Origin of the sequence: Dapis purpurea BLCC-M126, assembly GCF_050015975.1 — a bacterium.
Classification (GTDB): Bacteria; Cyanobacteriota; Cyanobacteriia; order Cyanobacteriales; family Microcoleaceae; genus Trichodesmium.
The window spans coordinates 14,852-39,818 of record NZ_JBNHER010000031.1; the positions used below are offsets into that span (position 1 = coordinate 14,852).

A 24,967-nucleotide genomic window follows, 5' to 3' on the forward strand; every position below is an offset into this window, starting at 1 on the left:
AATTGACATTTTAGCTACTTCTTCTTACCTTTTTTAGATTTAGCTTTAGATTTAGCAGATGGCTTGGTAGACTTAGAACCACTATCCTCTTGTTTACTATATTTACGCATAAATCTTTCAACTCTTCCTTCAGTATCAATAATTTTCTGAGTACCTGTAAAGAAGGGATGATTTCCCGACCAAACATCAACATGAATTTCAGGTTGTGTAGAACCAACTGTCATTACAACTTCACCGTTACAATAAACTTTGGCTTCTGGATACCATTCAGGATGAATACCAGTTTTAGGCATTTGCTTTACTCTACTTTGAATTACAAATATTTTCTTTACTCTTTGCTGTATTAATTGAACTCTACTAAGTTGCTGAACTTAACTCTGGCGTAGAATTTAATTAATCAACAGGTTAAATTCTAATAATTTACAGTTCTTTTTATTGTATCAAATTATTTGCCAATTATTACTACTTAATTCTATAATAATTGGCAAATTAACTTTTAGATATCTCCGATAATTCACCTAAAACCACTATCAAAAGGTTGTTAAATCTTAATTTCCGAAGAGGTCTAATATAGTCATAGTCAGAAGTTAAATTCTGACTCCTGACTTCTGACTTCCGACTTCTTCCATATCAGCGTTTGGAGTATTGAGATGCTTTACGAGCCTTCCGTAAACCATACTTTTTACGTTCTTTAGCACGGGGATCGCGAGTCAAATATCCTTCTATTTTCAGAGGTTTACGATTTTCTGGGTCTAACTGACACAAAGCCCTAGCCACACCTAATCTAATTGACTCAGCTTGTCCTGTTAACCCACCTCCTGTTGCTTTAACTAGAATGTCATATTCATTTTCCAACCCTAAAGTCTCTAGTGGAGCTTTAGCAGATGATAAGTAATTATGATTATATTGCAAGTAAAGTTCACCTTCTTTACCATTAATAATCAATTTGCCTGTACCTGGAACTAAACGTACTGATGCCACCGAAGACTTACGACGGCCAGTACCCCAATACATAGCACGACCACTTTCTGTTGCTTGCATTATTTTTCTCCTCCTGGAATAGTTTGAATAGTTATTGTTTCAGGCTTTTGAGCTTCGTGAGGGTGGTCGGGACCTGGATAAACTTTTAATTTGTTGTGAAGTTTTCTGCCTAGAGAATTTTTAGGTAGCATTCCGTAAACTGCCTCCTCAATAATTCTTTGAGGCAAACGAGCTTGCAACTTAGAAAACACTTCTGTTTTCATACCACCTGGTCTTCCCGAATGGCGACGATAAAGTTTCTGACTACTTTTCTTACCAGTTACAGTTACTTTTTCAGCATTAACAACAATTACAAAATCTCCTGTATCGAGATGAGGAGTATAAGTAGGCTTATTTTTACCCCTAATAATCATGGCAATAGAAGTTGCCAATCTCCCTAGACGCTGACCTTCAGCATCAATAACGTACCATTTTTTGCCTTCGACATCCTGTGGTGGCAAGTAAGTTTTATTCATAATTTTCTTAGTTAGTTATTGTGTGTGGATTGTTTATCTTTACTTTGTAACCATTCAGCAAAAATCAATTAATCAAACAGTGTTCAGACACTAAATACCTATTTTCTAGTATAAGTTAAAGTACATCGTAAATCTGATTTATTCATACCAATTGTGTTTTTATAATCGGTCAAAAAATAGCTGAATACTGACTTCTTGATAGCTGAATACTTAACACTAATTGATAATTTACCTATTCAATTAATAAAGAAAAAATTTAGGCATATTATCATACCAAACTTCTTGAGGAAAAGGAAATTCTGGATAACCAACCCGCAATAAACAAAGACCACTAGCTGGAGCTGAATGCTTAACAACTTCCCTTCTTTGATTAACCCAAATATCTGTAAAACTTTCGAGCGATCGCTCTCTTTGACCTACTTGAATAAGCAACCCTACCAATAATCTCATCATTCCGTACAGAAACCCACTTGCTTGAACCTCTATATGAATAAATGGACCCTCTCTTTGACAATTAACATCTTGTACATCTACCCAAGAATGGGGACGAGAAGAGCCAGCTCTTTGAAAAGCAGCCAAGTGATGACGGCCAATTAAAGGATTCAAAGCTGATTGAATCAATTGTGGGTCTAAAGATGCTTGATAGTAATGCCACACAAAAGGCATCACAAACAAATTAGGGCGTTTATCTGTATAGATAGTATAGCGATAACGTCGCCAAAGCGCGGTAAACCGTGAATGCCAAGTAGGTTCTACTCTGGCCGATCCTCTAATCAAGATATCATTAGTCAATCGTGAGTTGAGAATAGTAGCCCATTTGTCAGCAGGAATTGGGCCTGAAACATCAAAATGAGCTACTTGAGCCGCTGCATGAACTCCCGCATCTGTTCTACCTGCGCCATGTAAAGTCACAGGTTTGTCAATCACAGAAGAGATAGTATTTTCAATTTCTTCTTGTACAGTTCGTTGATCTGGCTGTCTTTGCCAGCCATGAAAATTAGTACCTTGATATTGAATTACAAGAGCAACGCGCTGAAGTAAAGTTTGGTTATTAGCCATGGGAGATTTGCAGTTTTAAAAGCTTAAAAATCAATATTTATCAACATCAATTTCTGACTTTTATCTAGTAAAATACTAACTTTTTCTAATTAATTTCCCACTACTTTTTAGCATTAACCTTAAATCAGTTCAATAATTGCCATTTCTGCATTATCTCCACGACGGCGAACAGTTCTCAAAACACGAGTATACCCTCCATTACGAGAACCATATCTTTCTTGTGCGCCCTCAAATAAAGAGTGAACTAACTGTTTGTCAAAAATATAGCCTAGAGCACGTCGGCGAGCTGCCAACGAGCCATCCTTGGCCAAGGTAATCATTCTTTCAGCTTCTGACTGTACAGCTTTAGCACGGGTTTTTGTGGTAGTAATTCGACCATGACGAATTAATTCAGTGGTAAGCGATCGTAACAGAGCGCGACGCTGATCTGTTGGCTTACCTAACTTGGGAACACGACGAGTATGACGCATAACTAATTTGATTATTTAGAACATTTCAGCTGGTGTTTAGGATTAGTTTTTCTCCTACTTTTACTAGCAGTTTAACAAACTTAATTGTTCACATTTGAAAGTAATAGTTTTTCCGATTATTGCAGTTTTATTCTACTTTTTTGATTGATTTTTTTCTGTAGAACAAAACTGATTAAAACCAGTTTTGTTTGTCTCTAAGTTGCTTTAGCTACTTTTTCTTGGGGTAGAGTTATTCCCAAGCGCTTTTGTAAAGCTTCTATCACTTCTTCAGCAGATTTTTGACCAAAGTTTTTGATTTCTAACAAATCTTCTTGACTATAATCAAGTAAGTCTGCCACTGAGTTAATTTGAGCTCTTTTTAGACAGTTATAAGCCCGAACCGATAGTTGTAATTCCTCTATAGGAATCTGACTTGTTGGGTCTGTTGGTTCTCCTGATGGAGCATCTGCCATATTGGTGATATCTTTGAGTGGTTCAAACAAACCCATTAAGATACTAGCAGCATGACTCAAGGCATCTTGAGGTGTATAACTGCCATTAGTCCAAATATCCATAATTAGCCTGTCTTGTTGTAAAGAACCACCTATAAGAGCATCCTCAACGGTATAGTTAACTTTACGAACTGGCATAAAAATGGCATCTATTTGCAGAAAATCTAGAGCACTTACATCATCACGAGTACGATCTACTGCTCTATAACCAGTTCCCTTTTCAATTCGAAACTCCATCTCCAGAATTGCCCCTGGGGATAGAGTAGCTATATATTGGCTGCGATCGATTACTTCAACCTCCGAAGGTACATCAAATCTATCGGCAGTTACTGTTGCAGGCCCTTCCATCCGCAACCTACCAATTTGTGCTTGGTTGGAATGACTTTTGAGGACAACCTCTTTCATGTTCAGCAGGATTTCTAGAACATCTTCTCTTACCCCCTTAATTGTGGCAAATTCATGATTAACTCCAGCTATCCTCACTGATGTAACGGCTGTTCCTTCTAAGTTAGATAGCAAAACCCGCCTCAGTGCATTTCCGACTGTTGTACCTTGACCACGAGCTAGTGGTTCTATAATAAACTTTCCGTACTGACTTCGATCTTTGTCAGTTCGGGACTCTACACACTCATAATGAAACTGTGCCACGGAGTGACCTCCCTTTTCCATTGAACCCCAGAGTTAATAATTTTGATTAGACTCTACGCCGTTTTGGTGGACGGCAACCATTGTGAGGAATTGGGGTAATATCTCGAATCAAAGTTATTTCTAGACCCGCCCCCTGTAAAGCCCTAATTGCGGTTTCTCTTCCTGCTCCTGGACCACTTACCATTACTTGAACCTGGCGCATTCCTTGATCGTTGGCTCGGCGTGCTGCGCTTTCTGCTGCTGTCTGTGCAGCAAAGGGAGTTCCTTTTTTCGCCCCTTTGAAACCACTGGAACCTGCTGATGCCCAAGAAATTACTTCACCATTTAGGTCAGCAATAGTTACAATTGTATTATTAAAGGTAGACTGGATATAAGCTACCCCATTGGGCACATTCTTTTTCTGCTTTTTTGGACCTGTTTTTTTGCCTGGTTGTCGTGCCATATCTCTCTGTGTGAGTGGGATATCAAGTTAATAATGTGCTTTTATAACAACAAGTAGACTAAATTCTAATCTTTAATATATTTTTTGTTCAGTATTCTGAAACCTATCTTTGTTAGAGCCTTAATGATTAGAAATACTTTTATTGGTGTTAGATAAAACGATTTGCTAGTTATTAAATGTTCAATATTATACTCTTAATACTAGCAGCAGCACCTCACAGTTAGAGTCAACTTGTTGATTTGATAATTCTCGATGTCGAGCTTGATTTTTTTTGACTTTCAATGTAGAACTATGATCCTACAATTCTTACCAAAGCTAAAATAGCTAATATTTTAGTTTTCCTCCTTGTGAATTTTTCTTACCTAAATCTACAAAAATTAACTAGGAAGAAATTTATATCTACTGAATAATAGCTATAAATAGACAAGAATAATTGACTTTTCAAGTTGGCAATTGCATTCAATTAACCTATTGTCAATCTGAGTGAGTTATATCACTATAATTAATGTCAATTATTCATAATCTGAGCTAGTTAGTCTGCATTAATAGTATAAGTATTTTTACCTAAATAAGCTATATACAATTAAGACATAAGTATGATCTAATCAAATAACACTCATTATTAAAGGTTTGACTCAATTTTCCTCAGCCTTTATTTGGTTAAATCGATACTAATGATACCAATGATACTAATCTTTTCTTAATTAATAGCTTCCCAAAGTATACATATACAAGCAAACTTCTACTTCTTAGCAGCTGCTTTCTTCTTACCAGCGACAGTTCGCCTTACACCTCTACGAGTTCTTGCGTTGGTGCGAGTTCGCTGTCCTCTTACTGGTAAACCCATTCTATGTCGGCGACCCCGATAAGTACCAATGTCCATCAACCGTTTGATGCTCATGGCTTCAAATCTTCTGAGGTCTCCTTCGATCTGATAGTTATTTTGGACGACAGAACGAAGTGCTGCTACATCCGCATCACTTAAATCTTTGACGCGGATATCAGGATTTACACCTGTTTCAGCTAAAATATCTTGGGACCGAGATAGTCCTATTCCATATATATATGTCAGACCAATTTCTATACGCTTATCGCGTGGGAGGTCTACCCCAGCAATTCGTGCCACTTTATTTTTTCTCCCTAAGCTTTACGATAGAATTTACATCAGCTTGATGAGTATGCACTACTATACTCTGAATATCTGTGTCTAACTATGTCTAACCTTGACGTTGTTTATGTTTGGGGTTAACACATATAACCATTACTCGTCCTCGACGACGAATAACACGACACTTTTCACAAATTTTCTTGACAGATGCTCTAACTTTCATGCCTTTTTTGGCAACACTACAAATTTTATATTATATCATCTAGATACATTTTCAGCAACTAAGCTTACCCTAGGGAAATTTGACAAAAATTTAAGTAGGTTTAATATTTTCTACTTTTTCCGAAGACGATAAGTAATTCGGCCTTTTGTCAAATCGTAGGGTGTTAACTCTACCTTGACTCGATCGCCTGGTAGAATTTTGATGTAATTGCGACGGATTTTACCTGAAATATGAGCTAGTACATTAAACCCATTATCTAAATCCACCCTAAACATAGCATTAGGCAGGGATTCCGTCACTGTTCCCTCCATTTCTATGAGATCTTGTTTAGCCAACTTTTAATAACCTCAACCCTGCAAGTAAGCAATTTAGTTTGGGATTACCCTGATTATTTCAGTTGATTCCCTTAACATATCTTATCAAAAGTTTTGATTTTTTAGAGGTTGTTTAGCAGGAGGGATAATATCTCTACAAATATTTAAGTAGGTAAGTTTAATTATCCGTGGGAAGTTTGACAAAAATTTAAGTAGGTTTGATATTTTCTACTTTTTCCTAACTCGATAAGCTATTCTCCCTCTTGTCAAATCCTAGGATGTTAACTCTACTTTTACTCGATCACCTGGTAGAATTTTGATGTAAAAGTCAGGGGTTTTATGCCAAAAATGGGCTAATACATTGGAATTATTATCCAAGTCCACCCTGAACATACGATTCGGTAGTCATTCCCTCACTTTTCTCTCTATTTCTATGAGATCTTGTTTAGCCAACTTTTAATAACCTCAACCCTAAAAGATTACTTCAGATAGATTTCTCAACCGCTTGTTTCAGAGAATTAGTCACAGTATCGACAGAATGATTTCCATCTACAGTAATTAACTGTTGACGTGCTTCATAAAACTCAATCAAAGGTTGTGTTTGTTGATAATAAACTTGTAAACGATTTTTAACTGTTTCTTCATTATCATCTTGACGACCCCTAGATAACAAACGAGCTACTAAAATATCATCCGGAACTTGTAAATTAATGACTTGAAAAGAGTTGCTACTTTTAGCTTTTCCTATTTCAGTCTCATTTTCATTTGTACTCGTAGACAAAAGTTTTTTGACAAACTCTTCTGCCTGAGTTACAGTCCGGGGAAAGCCATCTAAAATCCAACCATTCTGAGCATCAGGGTTTTCCAGTCTTTTTTGAACCATGTCAAGGATGAGTCTATCGGGAACTAAATCTCCTTTATCCATATATTCTTTGGCTTGAATACCCAAAAGAGATTTTTCTGCTACATTAGTGCGCAAAATATCACCCGTAGAAATATGAGGAACTTGGTAAGACTCTGCTATTAGAGATGCTTGTGTTCCTTTCCCTGCTCCTGGCGGACCCAAAAATACCAGCTTTACCACTATTGCTTCACCATTCCTTCGTATCTTTGGGAGATAACATAAGTTTGAATTTGTTTCGCTGTATCTATTGCTACACCTACTAGAATTAATAGAGAAGTAGCTCCTAAGCCTCTAAATGTAGGTACACGGGTGGCACTTTCTACTGCAGTAGGAACTATTGCTACTAAACCCAGGAAAATAGCTCCTAGGAAAGTTAAACGATTCAATACTTTCTCTATATACTCGCTAGTAGTTTTACCAGGGCGAATACCTGGAATACTTGCTCCCATTTTCTTCAGATTCTGCGACATATCCACTGGGTTCATAATTAGCGAAGCGTAGAAATAACTGAAGAATAGAATCAAAACGAAGTAAAATAAAGCATAAAGCCAAGGTGTAGGGCCACTAGGACTTATAGCAGTAGCAATCTGAGATATAACAGGGTTGTTGGCAAACTGAGCTAAGGATACAGGTAATATCAGAACTGCTGAGGCAAAGATAATTGGCATTACTCCACCTTGATTCAATCGTAAAGGTAGATAGCTTTTTGTTTCCCGATATAGTTTTCTACCTACTTGACGACGAGCGGAAAGTATTGGTATTCTGCGACTTCCTTCTTGTACAAATACAATACCCACAATCATTACAAGGAACACCAGCAGCAGAATAATCGCACGACCAACGATCGCCCGGTCTCCTCCTTCAAACAATTTAATGGTGTCCCCTAATGACTGAGGCAGTACAGCAACAATGTTGACAAAAATCAGTAAGGATGCGCCATTACCAATACCTCTTTCTGTGATTAACTCTGATATCCACATCACAAACATTGAGCCTGCGGTGATTGCCAAAATAGTTTTAGCGATAAATAAAGGTCCTGGATTAATTGCTACAGTTACAAATTCTCCATTAATCTCTCCAGATGAGTTATTAAGAAATATTGCTAAACCAAAGCTTTGTAAAACTGACCAACCCAACGCCACATAACGAGTAATTTGAGAAATCTTGCGACGTCCTGCCTCACCTTCATTTTTCTGCAAGTTTTCCAAACTTGGTAGAGCTGCGGTCATCAATTGAATAATAATTGATGCGTTAATATAGGGTATAATTCCTAATGCAAAAATACCTAATGCGGAAAAACCACCACCAGAAAAAAGGTCGAGGAATCCAGTTAAAGCCTGATTTCCAATTGTTTCTTTAAAAGCTTCTCTATCTATCCCTGGTACTGGTAGGTAAACACCTAAGCGCACCAACAGGAGTAAACCTATTGTTACGAGAATTCGCCCTCGCAACCCGGCTGCTTGGGCCATCTGCAAGAATGTCTCCTGAGCAGTTGGTGCCTTGTCTCTACTAATGTCCATATCTATTTGAGATTTTGTTTTTTATATTTTTGATTTTAGCAAAGTTGGGCAAAATCCTCCGCTTTCAGATATGTTAGTTATTTTGTCCCTCTGTTGAGTCTTCATTAGAGACAGTTTTAGAGCCGATTTCTTGGCAACTACCACCTGCTGCTTCTATTTTGCTCCGAGCTGAAGCTGTAAAAGCTGCTGCATGAACCTTGAGTGCAACGTTCAACTCTCCATCCCCCAGAATTTTAAGTGGACCATCGTCGCTGGTAATAATTCCAACCTCCATTAGGGAAGCAAGAGTTACCTCTGTGTTAGCTGGCAATGATGCCAACTTACTCACATTTATAATCGTGTATTTTTTCCGATTTACCATCGGAAAACCTTTTAATTTTGGCAAGCGGCGATACAGGGGGTTTTGGCCACCTTCAAACCCTGGTCTGGTGCTGCCACCAGAGCGAGATTTTTGACCCCGCATCCCTTTACCACAGCTTGCTCCTTGACCTGCGGAGATTCCCCGGCCTAATCTACGGCCGCGCTGTTGGGAACCTTTTTTTGGAATTGCATCTTTTAATCGCATATTTATTAATCTTGATTAGCTGTTAATTTATAGCACTACGCGAATAGGTTAGGACATTTACAAATGCTAAAACTCAGTCAGTAATTACTTTTGACTTGAGCGTAGGGCTATACCATAAGAAAATTTAGCTATTATAGCAGTCGCCATTATGAATTTAACTTCTGACTTCTTTTTTACCAGTGGTATAGTTTGGGACTAAACATATAAATTTTCTATAGGTACATCTCGCTCTTGAGCTACATCTGCTAATGTTCTCAAGGCATCTAAAGCGTTAACAGCAGCTCTGGCATTGTTTAATGGATTATTAGAGCCTAACTGTTTGGCTAATATATTCTGAACACCTGCAAGTTCCAGAACTGTTCTGACAGCTCCTCCTGCAATAACTCCCGTACCTGGTGCTGCTGGTCGCATCATTACTTTGGCTCCGCCACCAAAACCATTGACTGGGTGAGGAATAGAATTAGATTTTGTGAGTGGAACTTCTATGATATGTTTTTTACCATCGGCCACTCCTTTCTTAACAGCACCAATAACATCTGCTGCCTTACCTACTCCTACGCCTACTTGACCTTTCTCATTACCGACCACAACAATAGCCCGGAAACTCAGGTTTTTACCACCTTTTACAACTTTGGTGACTCGGCGAATTTGGACAACTCTTTCTTGCCATTCACTTTCTTTCTCTTTTGTACGGCTGCTTTTTTTTCGACGTTGTTGCTGCTCTGCCATAGTTCTTACCTTTTGTCAAGTTCATTGTTTATTTCTGTGACTTGTAATTACTTAGAAGTCTAACCCAGCTTCACGAGCTGCCTCAGCTAAGGCTTTAACACGACCATGATAAAGATTTCCACCACGGTCAAAAACTACTTTTTCTATTCCTTTTTCTAGCGATCGCTTGGCAATTAATTTTCCTACTTCTGTAGAAGCATCGCAGTTAGATCCTGATTTCACATTTGATTTTACTTCTAGCTCTACAGTTGAGGCTGCAACCAAGGTATGCTGTTTAGTATCATCAATTACTTGTGCATAGATATGCATATTTGAGCGAAACACTGATAACCTAGGACGATCTGGTGTTCCAGACACCTTTTTCCGGACTCGGCGATGTCGTTTTCTAATTGAGTCTTGACGAGTGTATTTCATTGTTTATTTCTTACCTGACTTACCCGCTTTGAGTTTAATCATTTCTCCGGCATAACGAATGCCTTTACCCTTATATACTTCTGGTGGACGAACAGCACGAATTCGTGCTGCGGTATTTCCCACTAATTCTTTATTAATACCATTAACAATGACATTGGTATTATTTTCTACCGCCACCTGAATACCTTCAGGAGCAGGCATTTCGACTGGTTTACTGTAACCCACGTTTAATACCAAAGTCTTGCCTTGAACTTGGGCACGATAACCTACACCTTGAATTAATAGTCGCTTTTCATATCCTTTAGATACACCTTCAACCATATTGGCAACGAGGGTGCGACACAAACCATATCGCTGGCGTGCCCGGCGAGACTCTTCTTGTGGTTTAACAATGATAGTTTCTTCTTGTTGTTCCACGGCTATTTCAGGTGGCAATACCCTAGAAAGTTCACCTTTAGGACCTTTGACTGTTACTTTTTGACCTTCAATGGTAATGGTCACTTTCTTCGGTATTGGGATTGGAAGTTTACCAATTCGTGACATAACTTCTTCTTATATTTAGGTATTTAGGTTGCTAGCTGTTTTTTTTGTTTTGCTTGATGAATAGCTAACTATTCATGTTGGTTATATTACCAAACATAGCAAAGAACTTCTCCGCCGATGCCTCTTTTTCTAGCTTCTCTATCAGTCATAATTCCACTAGATGTAGAAATAATAGCTATTCCTATTCCACCTAAAACCCGTGGTAATTCTTTACGATTTTTATAAACCCGCAGTCCTGGTTTACTAACTCGCTTCAGATATCTAATGATAGGTTGGCGATTTTTGCCTTTATATTTTAAAGAAATTACTAAGTATTTCTTAATACCTTCTCCTTCCTGTTCAAACTCACCAATAAAACCTTCCTCTTTCAAGACTTTGGCAATACTGCGAGTCATCTTTGTTGCTGGAACTTTTGTTGTTGTATGTTGCGCCATGCAAGAGTTGCGAATTCGCGTCAACATATCTGATATTGTGTCGTTAGCCGCCATTTTTTCCCCTTTTCTTTAACTCTTTAGTTAATTACTCTGGAAGGGCATTCCCATTTCTTTAAGTAGGGCACGGCCTTCTTCATCACTATTAGCTGTGGTAATAATTGAAATGTCCATTCCTCGAATTTGATCGATCTTGTCATATTCTATCTCTGGAAAAATCAGTTGTTCTTTGACGCCTAAACTATAATTGCCTCGACCATCAAAGCTTTTAGGATTTATGCCTCGAAAATCTCTAATTCTAGGTAATGCTAAATTAATTAGTCGATCTAGAAATTCATACATTCTTTCAGAACGTAGAGTAACCATAACTCCTACTGGCATTCCTTGACGAATTTTAAACCCAGCGATCGCTTTCTTTGCCCTAGTTACTACTGGTTTTTGACCTGTAATTGTAGCCATTTCCTTCATAGATGAATCTAAGGCTTTGGCATTTTGAGATGCTTCCCCTAAACCACGATTAACTGTTACTTTTACCAGCTTTGGTACTTGGTGAATATTTTTATACTTAAATTGCTCCATTAGTTTAGGAACAATTTTTTCATGGTAATATTTCTTTAGTCTTTCTGCCATAATTTTGCTTATTAGTTGAAGAATTTACTTGGGTTTAATCAATAATTTCTCCTGTTTTTTTGAGCTTTCGGACTTTACGACCGTCTTCTGTAAATGTATAACAAATACGACTAGCTACTTTTTCTTTAGTAGAATAGAGCATCACGTTAGAACTATGAATCGGAGCTTCAACAGTAACAATTTTACCTGATTCTCCTTCTTGCTGAGGTTTAACGTGCTTTGTTTTGACGTTAACATCTTTAACAACAACTTTGCTGATTTTTGGCAATACTTGGAGGATTTCACCTACCTTACCTTTATCTTTTCCAGCAATTACTTGAACTGTGTCACCTTTCTTAACGTGAATTTTATAGCGTACAGGTTTTCCCCTGGCAGTCATCAAGGGTTTTTTCTTTCTAGACATTACAGTACCTCCGGTGCTAGGGATACAATTTTAGTAAAATTTTTGTCTCGTAATTCACGAGCTACTGGGCCGAATACGCGAGTTCCCCGTGGATTTCCATCTTGGTTAATGATAACTGCTGCGTTATCATCAAACCTAATGCTCATACCACTATCTCGGCGCAGACCTTTTTTAGTTCTAACAACAACAGCTCTAACTACATCTGACTTTTTCACAGCCATATTAGGAGATGCGTCTTTAACTACACCTATAATTACATCACCTATGCGTGCATAGCGACGATTTCCACCACCGATTACACGGATACACATTATTTTGCGGGCACCGCTATTATCAGCGACATTTAATACACTTTCTTGTTGAATCATGGTGGTTTTTCTGAAATTTCTAGATGTTTATGCCAAACCAATTTTATTTCTTAAGTTTAGTTGGGATTTTAATGTTTTTAACTTTAATAGTTTCAATAGTTTTACTAAGACTAATAAAATCAACCATTAACTAACCTTAGAATTAATTATTTCAGCAACTTGCCAACGTTTAGTACGACTCAGAGGCCGAGTTTCTGTAATCCGAACGCGATCGCCTTCGTTACATTTATTTTCCTCGTCGTGAACTTTATATTTTTTAGTTTTAACAACTGTTTTACCGTACCTAGGGTGAGCAGAGCGGTTTTCTACTGCTACCACTATTGTTTTCTGCATTTTGTTGCTGACAACTACACCCACTCTTTCTTTAGCTGCCATAATTTTCCTTCTCTATTTTATGAGTTATAAAGTGTTCTTTATTTTTACCCTATAAATAAAATTCTTATCAAGTGTTAACAACAAATATTTTATTAACTGTAACACCTATTAATTTTTGATTTTTACTCAGGGCTTTCTTCTGTTTCAATGGAAGTAGAAGCTTCTACGACTTTAGCTAATTCCCGTTCTTTTTCTATTGTTAATAACTGAGCCAGTCGATGGCGGTTATGCTTGAACAGGTGTGGTTTTTCCATTCTTCCTGTACCTTTGAGGATGCGTAAATCGAACAATTCTCGCTTAACTTTAACTATTTCAGCAGTTAGTTCTTCATCACTCAATTCCCTGACTTCTGATATTTTCGGGAAAGGCATAAATTAATCCTCCTTAGGCTCCTCGCGTACAATAAACTTTGTCTTAATTGGCAACTTAAATGATGCCAAGCGCATAGCTTCACGAGCTATGTCTTCTGCCACCCCGCCCAACTCAAACATAATACGACCTGGTTTGACCACAGCCACCCAGTATTCAGGAGCACCTTTACCAGATCCCATACGAGTTTCTGCTGCTCTCATTGTAACTGGTTTATCTGGAAACACACGAATCCAGATTTTTCCACCCCTACGGATGTAACGAGTCATGGCACGACGAGCAGCTTCTATTTGACGGGAAGTAATCCAAGAAGGTTCTAATGCTTGGAGTGCGTATTGCCCGAAGGCAATGGTATTGCCACTATTAGCATTACCTCTCATCCGTCCGCGTTGCTGTTTGCGGAATTTTGTTCTTTTAGGACTTAACATAGTCTACTATTTTGTTCTTGATTTGGTATTTTCTGATCTAGAAGTCTCCAGAGTAGTTAACTATACTTTAGGGAAAAAAATAGTCAGAGTAAGAATTCTCAATTCTGATCGTTAGACCTGTCCTCATATTGCTGACGACGTTTTTGTTGTCTACGTTTTGGTTGCCTTTCTTGAGCACTGGCAATTTCTTCTTGACCAGGAATTATTTCTCCTTTGAAAATCCAAACTTTAATACCGAGGATACCGTAAATTGTTTTAGCAGTACAGTAGGCATAATCGATATCAGCTCTCAATGTATGTAAGGGTACACTACCTTCTCTTGTCACTTCAGTCCGAGCAATTTCTGCTCCGTTGACCCTGCCACTTACTTGTACCTTAATACCTTCTACACCAGCCTTTTGCGCTCTAGTTATAGCTTGACGTACAACTCGGCGAAAAGATACCCTTTTCTCTAGTTGTTGAGCGATGTATTCACCAATGAGCATGGCATCAGTGTCTACTTTTGTAACTTCAACAACGTTGATTCTAATTTGACGGTTGCTACCCAAAAGTTTTTGTAAGCCGACCCTCAAAGAATCAATACCTGCTCCACCTCGACCAACTACTACACCTGGCCTGGCTGTGCTAACTTCTAAGTCTATCTGCTCTGCTTTTCTCTCAATCCTGATTTGAGAAATTCCTGCATTAGCAAGAGTTGCCTTTACATATTTACGAATTTTGTAGTCTTCTTCCAACAGGTCTGGATAGTTCTTAGCGTCAGCGTACCAACGAGAACGATGCTCTTGGGTAATACCTAGCCTAAAACCAGTTGGATGTATTTTTTGTCCCATTACTCTTAATTTAGTGTTTTTATCTAATTGAGAAATTCCTCAGCTTACTTAATCGACTAAAGAAGCAACTGCGACTGTAATGTGACAGGTAGGCTTACGAATTTTGTAAGCACGACCTTGAGCACGGGGTCGATAACGTGGCAAGCAAGGGCCTTGGTCCGCAAAAGCCTTAGATATAACTAAGGTTTCTGGATCTATTCCTTGGTTATGCTCGGCATTTGCTGCTGCTGAACGTAATAGTTTCCGAATCGGAATGCAGGCTCGGTATGGCATAAATTCAAGTATAATTAATGCTTCCCGGTAAGAAATGCCACGAATTTGGTCAAGCACGCGCCGTACTTTAAACGGAGACATTCGGATATAGCGGGCTATTGCTTTTACTTCTGTACTGGTATCTACAGGCATACCTTTCTGCTCCATAAAACTGATACAAACCTCACATAACGTGACAATCTGATGTTTAGTTCCTGCTTCAACTGAGGCCGTAGGCGGTTACTCATCCACAAGTATTGACGATCAAGCTGACCGTATCTCTTAAATTAATAGTTGTTTAAATCAAAACAACTATAATTAGGGTAATAAACCCGGTTTTTTGTTTGGGTGGTAGGTCTTGTTATTTATCTTTTTGACTTTCTATCTGAACCGTGACCTCGATATGTCCTAGTCGGTGCAAATTCACCTAATTTATGACCTACCATCTGATCGGAGACGAAAACAGGAACGTGCTGACGTCCATTGTGTACGGCGATCGTATGACCTACCATATCAGGGATAATGGTTGAAGCTCTTGACCAAGTTTTAATTACCTGTTTTTCATTTTTAGCGTTTAAAGCTTCTATTTTCTTCAACAGATGATCTGCTATGAATGGTCCTTTTTTTAATGAACGAGACATAATTGAATTTATCGTTGATTGAATACAATTAAAATTCGAGAACTTATACTAGCTATCAGTTTTTAGAGCTAGGGGTTAAAAAATCTCCCCTTGTAAACCTTAAAACAAATGATTTTGCTGAGTGCTGACCGCTTCTTAGTTTTAGCTTTGACGACCACCTTTGCCTCGTTTCGATGATTTACGGCGACGTTGTACGATTAAAGCATCACTCTGTTTTTTCTTCTTACGGGTTTTCTTGCCCAATGCTGGCTTACCCCAAGGAGTAACAGGTCCACTTCTACCAACTGGTGCCCGACCTTCACCACCACCATGAGGGTGATCGACTGGGTTCATCACACTACCTCTAACAGTTGGTCTCTTGCCTTTCCAGCGATTACGGCCTGCTTTACCTAGACTAATATTCCTATGCTCAATATTGCCTATTTGGCCTAGAGTTGCATAGCAGCTTGCTCTGATTTTACGTCGTTCACCAGAGGGGAGTTTGATTGTTACATACTCACCTTCTTTAGCTACTACTTGAGCTACAGCACCAGCAGAACGCGCTATTTGTCCTCCTTTACCAGGAACTAGTTCTATGTTATGAACGTCTGTACCCAAGGGAATTTTACTTAGAGGTAAAGCGTTGCCGATCTCTAGTGGAGCGTTGACGCCAGAGGTGATTAATGTACCAACTTTTAATCCGACTGGATGTAGGATATAGCGTTTTTCTCCATCTTGATAATGTAGTAATGCTATTCTGGCATTCCGGTTGGGATCGTATTCTATTGCTGCTACTTTAGCTGGAATATTATGTTTGTTACGATGGAAGTCTATAATACGATATAGTTTCTTACTACCTCCGCCTCGGTGACGACAGGTTATTACACCACGGTTATTACGACCCTTTTTTCTATGTTTGAATTTTACCAGAGATTTTTCTGGTTTCGAGCGAGTTACTTCCGCGAAGTCGGAAACACTCTGTTCTCGGGTACTTGATGTATAGGGTCGGTAGGAACGAATACCCATAATTTATGATCTATGCCAATATATTTTACAGATTAATTGCTTTAAATTGCTCAGAGATTTTTTATCAAAATAATCGGAGCCAAAAGCCCGCATTTTAATCAGTTAGCAGTTATCAGTTAAATATTTTTTCTAGTTCTATCACGCGTCACTAAAGTAAGAATTTAACTTCTGAATTCTTAGCTTCAGAAATCCCCGTTACAAAAACAACTTCTGACTTCTGACTTCTAACTTCGTTATAGGTCTGGGAACAGAATTTTTCTAATTGGTTCCCCATCTTCTAGGGTGACAATAGCTCTTTTATATCGAGGTTTAAAACCTATAAATTTGCCTACTCTGCGTTTTTTTCTTGGTAAGTTTAGGGTATTGATACCTGTGACTTTTACCTCAAACAATTGCTCAATTACTTCTTTGATCATTGGCTTTGTTGCCCTTGGATCTACATCAAATGTATATTGATTTAGCTCCATTAACCTAGTAGCTTTTTCTGTGACAACTGGGTTTTTAATAATATCTACTAAGTCTCGTGAATCAAGTTTCATCTCCGTAGACCTCCTGAATTTTCGCAATTGCTGTTGCAGTTGCTATAATTTTGTCTGCTGCTAGAATATCGTAAATATTCAAATTGTTGGCTAGGATTATTTTTAGCTTGGCAACGTTACGACCTGACAAATATACGTTTTCTTGTTTCTCTGGTAAAACCAAAAGAATTTTTGCTTCTGTATCTACTCCCCAACGAGCGATCGCTTGCATTAATTCTTTAGTTTTTGGTTTTGTGAATTGTTCCGCAAAGTCTTCTATAACTGTTAAATCTTCTGAGCGACTTTGGAAAGCAGTGCTAAGTGCCAGACGTTTTTCCTTACGGTTGAGTTTGTGGGAATAGTCTCTTGGTTTAGGACCAAAAATTACACCACCACCTCGCCATAGGGGCGAACGAATTGAACCTGCTCTTGCTCTTCCTGTTCCTTTTTGTCGCCAAGGTTTACGACCACCACCTCTAACTTCCGATCTGGTTTTGGTGCTGGCTGTTCCCTGGCGGTTATTTGCCATTTGTAGTCTTAGGGATCTGTGAACAACATGAGCGGCACTTTCTTCTTTCGCTACTCGTAAGTTGAGAGTTGCTTGCCCAGTTTCTTCACCTTGCCAGTTTTTTATGACACAATCAACCATCTTTTTTTCTCAAAAATTTTTTCTATTTTTGACCTACTATGTTTGCTGGAGCAATACTAATTAATGCACCTGGTTTACCAGGAATAGTTCCTTTAATCAGCAATAAGTTACGTTCGTCATCTATTCTCACGACTTTGAGTTTTCTAGTAGTGACTCTCACGTTTCCTAACTGCCCTGCCATTTTCTTACCTGGATAAACACGTCCTGGAGTTGTTCCTGGGCCTGTAGAACCTGGTAAACGGTGGTTTTTAGAACCGTGTGCCATTGGTCCACGTCTAAAGTTATGACGTTTTTGATAACCAGCAAAGCCTTTTCCGATACTTTTTCCTGTCACATCTACCAGTTGACCTGCTTCAAATAGATCGACTTTTATTTGTTGACCTAATTCAAAGTTACCTGTATTGTCTACTCTGTATTCTCGTAGATGACGTAAGGGAGTACCACCTGATTTAACTAAATGCCCTTGTTGAGCATTGGTTAAATATTTATTAACTTCTTTTGGTTCTTTTGTATTTAGTTTACGGGTTTTATTTTTGGCTTCACCATATCCAATTTGAACTGCAGTATAACCATCTGTTTGTTCAGTTTTGATTTGGGTAACTACACATGGTCCGGCTTGAACAACTGTTACAGGAATTGCTTTTCCGGTTTCAGCTTCAAATACTTGTGTCATGCCTAGTTTTGTGCCAAGGATACCAACTACCACTGTCGCTCTCCTTTATTTTTTTATGCACTACAACATTATATTAATGGAAATAAATCATCATTTTTATTATTCTAATGACATATCTATTTCCAAGTCGTAAATCATACTATTAATCTGTAGGACTTACGCAAAAACCAGGTCTATCAATGATATTTCCTAATTTTAAAAATAATAATCAGGGTAATAAACCTGGTTTCTTGTTTGGGTGTGTAAGTCCTGAATCTAGATGTTTTAATATAGACTATTTATAGAGAATTGCATCTCAGTTAGGTCTCGTACTTGCAGGCAATAACCCGCAATACTTTGACACCATATTTATTCAGATAAATTCAGGAACTAATACTTAGCAGTAAAAAACCTTATCGCCTGTTGAAGACGATATTATTTTTTTAACTTTGTTGTCTTTAATTTATCTAGTTATGACTGTATATTCGCCAGGACTTGAGTAGCTTGCCACTCAGTATCCGTTTGATTATTTGTTAACAGCCTCTAACAAATAATTCCTATTTCATCCTATAAGTTAAGTATGGATTAGTCTTATCCTTACTTTACTTTGTTACATAAAAATAGGTGGTTAATGCCTTAAAGGCCAAACAAACCTTTTTTCGGCGACAATATATTATTGTATATTATTTACTAATACTTGTCTAGAGGTTGAAACAATTTTTTTTTGAAGTTGCTAGGAACACAAGTATCTTTGGTTTAAGTAACTATAATGTAGACCAAGTATAATCAGCTAGGATCTAAGAATTTAGGGACAAAATTAAGCATGGCATTGATTACAACTGGTCGAGGAATAATTCGGGATTTAGAGAAGTCTGGATCTTTGGCCGTTTATGTTCCTTTGGAAGGAGGATTTGAAGGGCGGTATCAACGTCGTTTAAGAGCTTCTGGCTATGTAACTCACAATATTACTGCTAGAGGATTAGGTGATTTGGCCATGTATCTCACAGGGGTACATGGAGTTAGACCTCCTCACTTAGGTAAGAAAACTGTAGGTAATGGTGCAGCGGTTGGCTATGTCTACTATGTACCACCAATTGTTAGCTATAAATTGGAACATTTACCATCTAAGGCTAAGGGTTTGATTCTGTGGATTATAGAAGGTCAGATTTTATCTAGTCAAGAAATTGAGTATTTAACTGGCCTACCTAAGTCGGAACCACGAGTAAAGGTCATCGTGGAAATGGGTGGCGATCGCTTCTTTAGGTGGACACCACTTCAAGATACTTTGGTACCTGCTTAGGGATTAGGGGAGTGAGGGAGTAGGGGAGCAGGGGAGTATTTTTCAATCTTTTTCTTGTATTGCCTCTATTCCACTTACTACTCCGTACCTCAAAGATTTAATCACCATTGATTCTAAATGGATTCTATAGGTAAGAACTAATAGATACCAGATAAGTCTAATCCATAATTTGTCTAGTGAGGCATTAGTGGGTGAAAGACAAAACCTCAACTATAATAAATCTTTGTTGGGGTACTTCACCTTTGTACCTCGGATTTTTTTGAGCTAAAAGCTACCATATAAGCGTGAGAGAACGCTACTATCCTTTAAATTCCCTAAAAGAAGGCCACTGGTTTAAGTTGATCTGTGGGGCCAGCTTTCAACACCTGCCAACGGTGAGAAATTTAACATTAGCTTATACTTTGGCAGGTGCAGATTGTATTGATGTGGCTGCAGATCCAGCAGCGATCGCTGCGGCGAAAGAGGCTGTGGAAGTTGCATCTAGGCTCAATACTTGGGCCAAAAATCGAGGATTGGCCGGCCAAGCAAGGCCATTGATCATGGTCAGCATCAATGATGGAGAAGATCCTCATTTTCGGAAAGCTGAGTTTGACTCCGCCATTTGCCCTACAGACTGTTGGCGACCTTGTGAGAAAGTATGTCCAGCAGAAGCTATAGTTTTTTCTGAAAATAGAGATGGTGTAATACCTGACTATTCAGGAGTGATAGATGAACTTTGCTACGGTTGTGGCAGGTGTTTGTCTGTATGTCCTAATCAACTAATACAGGCTCGCTCTTATGTATCTACTCCTAGTTCTATTGCATCATTAGTATTGCCGACTGGTGTAGATGCTATAGAAATTCATACCCAAGTTGGAAGAGAAACTGATTTTCAGCGACTCTGGAAAAGTATAAAACCTTGGGTAAATCAGTTAAAACTAATAGCAATTAGTTGCCCGGATGGGGAAGGGCTAATAGAATATTTACATAGTCTCTATGAAATTATCTCTCCTCTTCCTTGTACTCTAATTTGGCAAACTGATGGTAAGCCAATGAGTGGAGATATTGGGGCAGGTACTACCGCAGCTACAATTAAATTGAGTCAAAAGGTGCTAGATGCACGATTACCAGGGTATGTACAACTAGCAGGTGGTACAAACAATTCTACCATAGCCAAGCTAATGGCTGCGGGTTTGCTAGCAAACAAGATCCAGGAACAAGACAAAGAATCCATCAATAATTTAAATACTCCCATTTCAGAAAATAAATTTGTTGCTGGTGTAGCTTATGGTAGTTACGCCCGTGTTCTGTTGTCACCAATTTTGGAAAAATTAGAAAAAATGCACAAATTACAACTAAAAGCAATTGAATTTGCCTGTGAGGGAACTGGTGTCAAGGTAAATGACGTTAATCAACACCGGAGTAAAAACTCTCAACTAACAAAGCTAGAAACTGTACCAGAAATTCTTTGGGAAGCTGTCAGTTTAGCTAATTCTCTAGTTTCCCAAATTAAAAGATTGGAGATAGGCAAGAGTCTGAATTAATGTGAGCTTTCATAAACCAAGGTTTCAGTTTTTGCCTCTCATCGATCTCTTTTATCACCCATGTAGATAAAGTCACTTTAAACAAAGAATGCACATTACAGACGACCTTTATAGATTATTAGAAATTGTGCCGGATCAAATCAGACGGCCATTACAGCAGCATCAAGAGCGAAATCATCTGATTGAAATTGTGATGGATCTGGGTCGTCTCCCAGAAGCTCGTTTTCCATCCCACGCAGAATATCTGGGAGAAATTCCTGTTTCGAGAAAAGACCTCAGTTATTCTATAGAACGAATTGGCAATTTTAGCAGCGATAATCGAGCAGGTATTGAGCAGACGCTACACCGAATTAGTGCTATGCGTAACCGCACTGGAGAAGTTATTGGTTTGACTTGCCGAGTGGGGCGGGCAGTATTTGGCACAATTGCTATGATTCGTGAATTGGTCGAAACGGGAAGGTCAATTTTGATGCTTGGTCGCCCGGGTGTAGGAAAAACAACGGCACTACGAGAAATTGCCAGGGTGCTGGCTGATGAACTAGAAAAACGGGTCGTAATTATCGATACTTCTAATGAAATTGCTGGAGATGGAGATATTCCTCACCCTGCTATTGGTCGTGCCCGCCGGATGCAAGTTGCTAGTCCTGAACAACAGCATCGAGTAATGATTGAGGCAGTGGAAAATCATATGCCAGAGGTGATTGTGATTGATGAGATTGGCACAGAATTGGAAGCTCTGGCAGCGAGAACAATTGCAGAACGTGGCGTGCAATTGGTGGGTACTGCTCATGGAAATCAGATTGAAAATTTGGTGAAAAATCCAACTTTATCGGATTTAATCGGGGGTATTCAGGCTGTCACTTTGGGAGATGATGAGGCACGACGACGGGGTTCTCAAAAGACTGTTTTGGAACGTAAAGCACCCCCAACTTTTGAAATTGCTGTGGAAATGTTGGAAAGGCATCGTTGGGTGGTTCACGAGCAGGTGGCTAATACTGTTGATGCTTTGCTGCGGGGGCAAAAACCTAATCCACAGGTGAGGACTATGGATGATACTGGTGAAGTGAAGATTAAACGAGAGTTTAATACTCCCACTGGCTTGGGTTCGGGTGTTAATCATAATGCAGGAGGATTACTCCGACAGTCGGGGGAAATGTTGACTTCGGGTGGTGGTTTTCGGGATTCTGGTTATATGATGCCGTTGTCGAAGACAGGTCAAATTAGTCAACCAGCAGAGTTTTCTGAAGCAAAGTCTTTTGAAAAGTTGTTAGATGAGTCTTTATCTGGCAAAGGGATGTTTTCTCCTGATACAGCAGGACGTTGGGAAGCTAAAGATACGGGGCCAAATGGTGAAGATTTGCCTTTGCATATCTATCCTTATGCTATTCCACGTCATCAAATGGAACAGGTGATTACTACTTTGGGTTTGCCTGTGGTTTTGACTAAGGATATTGATAGTGCGGATGTGGTTTTGGCTTTGCGATCGCACACACGGAAACAATCTAAGTTACGTCATGCGGCTAAGAGTCGTCATGTACCTATTCATGTGATTAAGAATAGCGGTTTGCCTCAAATTGCTAAGGCGTTGCGACGGCTATTGGATATGGAAGATCCTGCTACTCCTGAGTTTGCTGATTTGAATTTGTTTGCTGCTTCAGCTTCTGAGGATGAGATGGAGGCATTGGAGGAAACACGGTTGGCGGTGGAGCAAATTGTGATTCCGAAGGGGCAACCTGTTGAGCTTTTACCTCGGTCTCCGAAGGTGCGTAAGATGCAGCATGAGTTGGTTGAGCATTATCGCTTAAAGTCTGCTAGTTTTGGGGATGAACCTAACCGACGTTTGCGTATTTATCCAGCGTAGTTGAAGAGAGTGTGGCTCACACGGATGATGGCACGGATATACGGATTAAGTTCTGGTAGGGTGCGTTTCACTGCGTGACATGAAAATGAAATGTAACGCACCGTTTATCCTAAATGTTATGGTGCGTTATGCTTCGCGATATGAAAATGAAATGTAATGCACCGCTATTTCTCAATTCTCTTTCAAATCTCACTAAATTTCATTTTAACTGAATCAATATCTTTTCCCCAAGGTGAAATAATGTATGATTCATATTCGCAGTTTTCTGCAATAAATTTATCAATATCTTCATTGAAGGTTATCTTTTTTTCAGAAATTTCCTCCACCTTCTCGATTTTTTTTGTTATGTAACTTTTTAGAGCGGTTTTCATATTATTGATTAAAGTGGCATCAGGTATTTCCGATGTGAATTTTATAAAAGTTTCTTGAGCTAAAATAATATCCATCATCATCGAAGTCTGTTTATCATCATATCCACTACCTATTTGTATTTATCGTGAACTGATATTGTTAATTAAGGCTCTAAATAAGTAAACTGGTTGTCGGTTATTAGTGTCTTTAGCTTTATCAATTTTTCTGTACTTTTCTCTTATGTATTTTAATACCTCAATTAAAGAATCAGACATATTTCTACTTATGATAGAGGATTCTGTATAATAAGAGTAATTAGGAAATAAATTCGTCTCCACAAACAGTGTCAATATATAGCTACATTCTTCTAAAAAATTTTCTCTATATTTAGCAGAATATTGTCGTGAATAGTTCAAAGATAACTGATAGATACATAAGCATCCTAAAATTTGTGTAATAGGTATAACTATTTGAATTTTAGTAAAATACTGCCTACAGAAAATATCTATCAAGTATAGAGATTCTTTTAGATATTTATTGTAAAGTGATGCTAAATCAATTTCACTTTCATTGAAGATACCTATTTTGTCAAAAGCAGTATCATAACTTTTATTCTCAATTAGACTTAATTTATAAATTTTACAATCTTCTCCACCCTTATAAATTTCCACATCTTCTCCACCCTTATAAGTTTCAACATCTTCTTCACCCGATATATGTCTTATTATTATTATGCGTTTTCTTATTTCTAAGATACTCGAATTAATTTTGGATAAATCACTGATATGAGACTCTATCGCATTAATAAATAGTACAGCAAATTCTGTTTTTTCTTTTCTATCAGTGAAATACCTAATCAAAGTATTACCTAGAAACATACTTGCTGTCGTTGCTAAAATAGTTACTAATGGAAAATTTAATATATACTGATATCCCTCAAAAAAGGTGTTTATATTATTAACATTTACTGATATGATTTCAAAAATAAACGGTAACAATATAAAAGAGATACTGGAAATTATGATGCCAAAGGGTTTTTCCTTAAGCATAAAAACACTGAAACTATAATGCTCAAGGGATTTTCCTTATGCATAAAATACACTAAAACTATTAATCCTAAAAAAAAGCCAATCAGTGCAGGGATAATATCTTGCAGTTGAGCAATCATAATCTTATCTATATTAAAAATTTAGTTTGCCTAGAAATCAGAAGGTATTACCTTAAATCAAATTCCATCATATAAAATTATTATCAAAAATTTCTATAAAAAAAGGTGGGGAAAACCCTCCCTAAAATTAACAGTAATTATAGTAGTCGCTATTACTACTAATTATCAAATTATCCTAAGTTTTACAGTGCGTTAAGCTCCGCTAATACACTCTACTAGACCTGATAACTGAAAAAAAAGGTGGGGAAAACCCTCCCTAAAATTAACAGTAATTATAGTAGTCGCTA

At 38.2% G+C, this 24,967-nt stretch carries 35 protein-coding genes and 1 pseudogene; 3 read left to right on the forward strand and 33 right to left on the reverse strand.

Annotated elements, in window-relative coordinates; genetic code table 11:
* Window positions 1-14: 14 nt before the first annotated feature.
* From rpmE to rplC, 31 genes and pseudogenes are all read right to left on the reverse strand, one after another.
* Window positions 15-293, reverse strand: a complete 279-nt coding sequence (gene rpmE / locus ACP6PL_RS03505) for a 50S ribosomal protein L31 (protein ID WP_426542603.1) — start codon at window positions 291-293, stop codon at window positions 15-17.
* Between the two features lie 337 nt (window positions 294-630).
* Window positions 631-1,041 carry a 30S ribosomal protein S9 gene (rpsI, locus tag ACP6PL_RS03510; RefSeq protein WP_293139399.1) on the reverse strand — a complete coding sequence of 137 codons (411 nt, stop codon included), beginning with the start codon at window positions 1,039-1,041 and terminating at the stop codon, window positions 631-633.
* Entirely contained in the window at window positions 1,041-1,496 is a 456-nt protein-coding gene (gene rplM / locus ACP6PL_RS03515; RefSeq protein ID WP_426542605.1) for a 50S ribosomal protein L13, read from the reverse strand. Before rplM ends, rpsI begins: the two co-directional genes overlap by 1 nt.
* A 240-nt stretch (window positions 1,497-1,736) precedes the next feature.
* Window positions 1,737-2,555 (reverse strand): tRNA pseudouridine(38-40) synthase TruA, encoded by an 819-nt coding sequence (gene truA / locus ACP6PL_RS03520; RefSeq protein WP_426542607.1) that lies wholly within the window; start codon window positions 2,553-2,555, stop codon window positions 1,737-1,739.
* A 119-nt stretch (window positions 2,556-2,674) separates the two neighbouring features.
* Window positions 2,675-3,025, reverse strand: coding sequence for a 50S ribosomal protein L17 (gene rplQ, locus ACP6PL_RS03525; protein WP_426542609.1), 351 nt, complete (start codon window positions 3,023-3,025; stop codon window positions 2,675-2,677).
* Window positions 3,026-3,219: 194 nt separating this feature from the next.
* On the reverse strand, window positions 3,220-4,164 hold the full coding sequence (locus ACP6PL_RS03530) for a DNA-directed RNA polymerase subunit alpha (RefSeq protein ID WP_426542611.1): 945 nt from the start codon (window positions 4,162-4,164) through the stop codon (window positions 3,220-3,222).
* Window positions 4,165-4,210: 46 nt separating this feature from the next.
* Window positions 4,211-4,606, reverse strand: coding sequence for a 30S ribosomal protein S11 (gene rpsK / locus ACP6PL_RS03535; RefSeq protein WP_094675128.1), 396 nt, complete (start codon window positions 4,604-4,606; stop codon window positions 4,211-4,213).
* Between the two features lie 742 nt (window positions 4,607-5,348).
* Window positions 5,349-5,732: a 30S ribosomal protein S13 gene (gene rpsM, locus ACP6PL_RS03540; protein ID WP_426542613.1), complete on the reverse strand. Its 384-nt coding sequence runs from the start codon at window positions 5,730-5,732 to the stop codon at window positions 5,349-5,351.
* A gap of 91 nt (window positions 5,733-5,823) precedes the next feature.
* Complete coding sequence (gene rpmJ / locus ACP6PL_RS03545; protein WP_011612502.1) at window positions 5,824-5,937, reverse strand: 50S ribosomal protein L36; 114 nt, start codon at window positions 5,935-5,937, stop codon at window positions 5,824-5,826.
* Between the two features lie 110 nt (window positions 5,938-6,047).
* A complete protein-coding gene (gene infA, locus ACP6PL_RS03550) occupies window positions 6,048-6,272 on the reverse strand; it encodes a translation initiation factor IF-1 (RefSeq protein ID WP_008191178.1) in 225 nt (74 codons plus the stop codon).
* A 252-nt stretch (window positions 6,273-6,524) separates the two neighbouring features.
* Window positions 6,525-6,704: pseudogene (locus ACP6PL_RS03555) on the reverse strand (S1 domain-containing protein).
* A gap of 31 nt (window positions 6,705-6,735) precedes the next feature.
* Window positions 6,736-7,335, reverse strand: a complete 600-nt coding sequence (locus ACP6PL_RS03560; protein ID WP_426542617.1) for an adenylate kinase — start codon at window positions 7,333-7,335, stop codon at window positions 6,736-6,738.
* Complete coding sequence (secY, locus tag ACP6PL_RS03565) at window positions 7,335-8,675, reverse strand: preprotein translocase subunit SecY (RefSeq protein WP_426542619.1); 1,341 nt, start codon at window positions 8,673-8,675, stop codon at window positions 7,335-7,337. The genes ACP6PL_RS03560 and secY overlap by 1 nt, the downstream gene beginning before the upstream one ends.
* A gap of 73 nt (window positions 8,676-8,748) precedes the next feature.
* Window positions 8,749-9,240 carry a 50S ribosomal protein L15 gene (rplO, locus tag ACP6PL_RS03570; protein ID WP_426542621.1) on the reverse strand — a complete coding sequence of 164 codons (492 nt, stop codon included), beginning with the start codon at window positions 9,238-9,240 and terminating at the stop codon, window positions 8,749-8,751.
* Between the two features lie 195 nt (window positions 9,241-9,435).
* Complete coding sequence (rpsE, locus tag ACP6PL_RS03575) at window positions 9,436-9,969, reverse strand: 30S ribosomal protein S5 (RefSeq protein WP_426542623.1); 534 nt, start codon at window positions 9,967-9,969, stop codon at window positions 9,436-9,438.
* 51 nt (window positions 9,970-10,020) lie between these two features.
* Complete coding sequence (gene rplR / locus ACP6PL_RS03580; protein ID WP_426542625.1) at window positions 10,021-10,383, reverse strand: 50S ribosomal protein L18; 363 nt, start codon at window positions 10,381-10,383, stop codon at window positions 10,021-10,023.
* Window positions 10,384-10,386: 3 nt separating this feature from the next.
* Window positions 10,387-10,926 carry a 50S ribosomal protein L6 gene (rplF, locus tag ACP6PL_RS03585; protein WP_426542627.1) on the reverse strand — a complete coding sequence of 180 codons (540 nt, stop codon included), beginning with the start codon at window positions 10,924-10,926 and terminating at the stop codon, window positions 10,387-10,389.
* An 86-nt stretch (window positions 10,927-11,012) separates the two neighbouring features.
* Window positions 11,013-11,414, reverse strand: coding sequence for a 30S ribosomal protein S8 (gene rpsH / locus ACP6PL_RS03590; protein ID WP_426542629.1), 402 nt, complete (start codon window positions 11,412-11,414; stop codon window positions 11,013-11,015).
* A gap of 27 nt (window positions 11,415-11,441) precedes the next feature.
* Window positions 11,442-11,987: a 50S ribosomal protein L5 gene (gene rplE, locus ACP6PL_RS03595; protein WP_426542631.1), complete on the reverse strand. Its 546-nt coding sequence runs from the start codon at window positions 11,985-11,987 to the stop codon at window positions 11,442-11,444.
* 34 nt (window positions 11,988-12,021) lie between these two features.
* Window positions 12,022-12,390 carry a 50S ribosomal protein L24 gene (gene rplX, locus ACP6PL_RS03600; RefSeq protein ID WP_094672506.1) on the reverse strand — a complete coding sequence of 123 codons (369 nt, stop codon included), beginning with the start codon at window positions 12,388-12,390 and terminating at the stop codon, window positions 12,022-12,024.
* A complete protein-coding gene (gene rplN / locus ACP6PL_RS03605) occupies window positions 12,390-12,758 on the reverse strand; it encodes a 50S ribosomal protein L14 (RefSeq protein ID WP_426542634.1) in 369 nt (122 codons plus the stop codon). Before rplN ends, rplX begins: the two co-directional genes overlap by 1 nt.
* A 126-nt stretch (window positions 12,759-12,884) precedes the next feature.
* A complete protein-coding gene (gene rpsQ, locus ACP6PL_RS03610; RefSeq protein WP_426542636.1) occupies window positions 12,885-13,133 on the reverse strand; it encodes a 30S ribosomal protein S17 in 249 nt (82 codons plus the stop codon).
* Between the two features lie 122 nt (window positions 13,134-13,255).
* Window positions 13,256-13,504, reverse strand: coding sequence for a 50S ribosomal protein L29 (rpmC, locus tag ACP6PL_RS03615; protein ID WP_426542638.1), 249 nt, complete (start codon window positions 13,502-13,504; stop codon window positions 13,256-13,258).
* A gap of 3 nt (window positions 13,505-13,507) precedes the next feature.
* The gene (gene rplP / locus ACP6PL_RS03620) at window positions 13,508-13,930 is read right to left on the reverse strand and encodes a 50S ribosomal protein L16 (RefSeq protein ID WP_426542640.1); all 423 of its coding nucleotides are present in this window, start codon (window positions 13,928-13,930) and stop codon (window positions 13,508-13,510) included.
* Window positions 13,931-14,028: 98 nt separating this feature from the next.
* A complete protein-coding gene (gene rpsC, locus ACP6PL_RS03625; RefSeq protein ID WP_426542642.1) occupies window positions 14,029-14,760 on the reverse strand; it encodes a 30S ribosomal protein S3 in 732 nt (243 codons plus the stop codon).
* Window positions 14,761-14,808: 48 nt separating this feature from the next.
* A complete protein-coding gene (rplV, locus tag ACP6PL_RS03630; protein ID WP_426542694.1) occupies window positions 14,809-15,165 on the reverse strand; it encodes a 50S ribosomal protein L22 in 357 nt (118 codons plus the stop codon).
* Window positions 15,166-15,377: 212 nt separating this feature from the next.
* Entirely contained in the window at window positions 15,378-15,653 is a 276-nt protein-coding gene (gene rpsS / locus ACP6PL_RS03635; protein ID WP_426542644.1) for a 30S ribosomal protein S19, read from the reverse strand.
* Between the two features lie 141 nt (window positions 15,654-15,794).
* The gene (gene rplB, locus ACP6PL_RS03640) at window positions 15,795-16,658 is read right to left on the reverse strand and encodes a 50S ribosomal protein L2 (protein WP_426542646.1); all 864 of its coding nucleotides are present in this window, start codon (window positions 16,656-16,658) and stop codon (window positions 15,795-15,797) included.
* 233 nt (window positions 16,659-16,891) lie between these two features.
* The gene (locus tag ACP6PL_RS03645; RefSeq protein ID WP_426542648.1) at window positions 16,892-17,197 is read right to left on the reverse strand and encodes a 50S ribosomal protein L23; all 306 of its coding nucleotides are present in this window, start codon (window positions 17,195-17,197) and stop codon (window positions 16,892-16,894) included.
* A complete protein-coding gene (gene rplD / locus ACP6PL_RS03650; RefSeq protein ID WP_426542650.1) occupies window positions 17,187-17,825 on the reverse strand; it encodes a 50S ribosomal protein L4 in 639 nt (212 codons plus the stop codon). The genes ACP6PL_RS03645 and rplD overlap by 11 nt, the downstream gene beginning before the upstream one ends.
* A gap of 22 nt (window positions 17,826-17,847) precedes the next feature.
* The gene (rplC, locus tag ACP6PL_RS03655) at window positions 17,848-18,531 is read right to left on the reverse strand and encodes a 50S ribosomal protein L3 (RefSeq protein ID WP_426542652.1); all 684 of its coding nucleotides are present in this window, start codon (window positions 18,529-18,531) and stop codon (window positions 17,848-17,850) included.
* Between the two features lie 769 nt (window positions 18,532-19,300).
* Here rplC and ndhN point away from each other — a divergent pair.
* The 3 genes from ndhN to ACP6PL_RS03670 all read left to right on the forward strand — a co-directional run bounded on the left by ndhN (window position 19,301) and on the right by ACP6PL_RS03670 (window position 23,161).
* Window positions 19,301-19,777 (forward strand): NAD(P)H-quinone oxidoreductase subunit N, encoded by a 477-nt coding sequence (gene ndhN, locus ACP6PL_RS03660; protein ID WP_426542654.1) that lies wholly within the window; start codon window positions 19,301-19,303, stop codon window positions 19,775-19,777.
* 284 nt (window positions 19,778-20,061) lie between these two features.
* On the forward strand, window positions 20,062-21,300 hold the full coding sequence (gene ldpA / locus ACP6PL_RS03665; protein WP_426542656.1) for a circadian clock protein LdpA: 1,239 nt from the start codon (window positions 20,062-20,064) through the stop codon (window positions 21,298-21,300).
* 88 nt (window positions 21,301-21,388) lie between these two features.
* Entirely contained in the window at window positions 21,389-23,161 is a 1,773-nt protein-coding gene (locus tag ACP6PL_RS03670) for a R3H domain-containing nucleic acid-binding protein (protein ID WP_426542658.1), read from the forward strand.
* 182 nt (window positions 23,162-23,343) lie between these two features.
* Here ACP6PL_RS03670 and ACP6PL_RS03675 read toward each other — a convergent pair whose 3' ends face one another.
* Both ACP6PL_RS03675 and ACP6PL_RS03680 read right to left on the reverse strand, forming a co-directional pair.
* On the reverse strand, window positions 23,344-23,613 hold the full coding sequence (locus ACP6PL_RS03675; protein ID WP_426542660.1) for a hypothetical protein: 270 nt from the start codon (window positions 23,611-23,613) through the stop codon (window positions 23,344-23,346).
* A 39-nt stretch (window positions 23,614-23,652) separates the two neighbouring features.
* Window positions 23,653-24,561 carry a hypothetical protein gene (locus tag ACP6PL_RS03680; RefSeq protein WP_426542662.1) on the reverse strand — a complete coding sequence of 303 codons (909 nt, stop codon included), beginning with the start codon at window positions 24,559-24,561 and terminating at the stop codon, window positions 23,653-23,655.
* Between the last annotated feature and the right edge of the window lie 406 nt (window positions 24,562-24,967).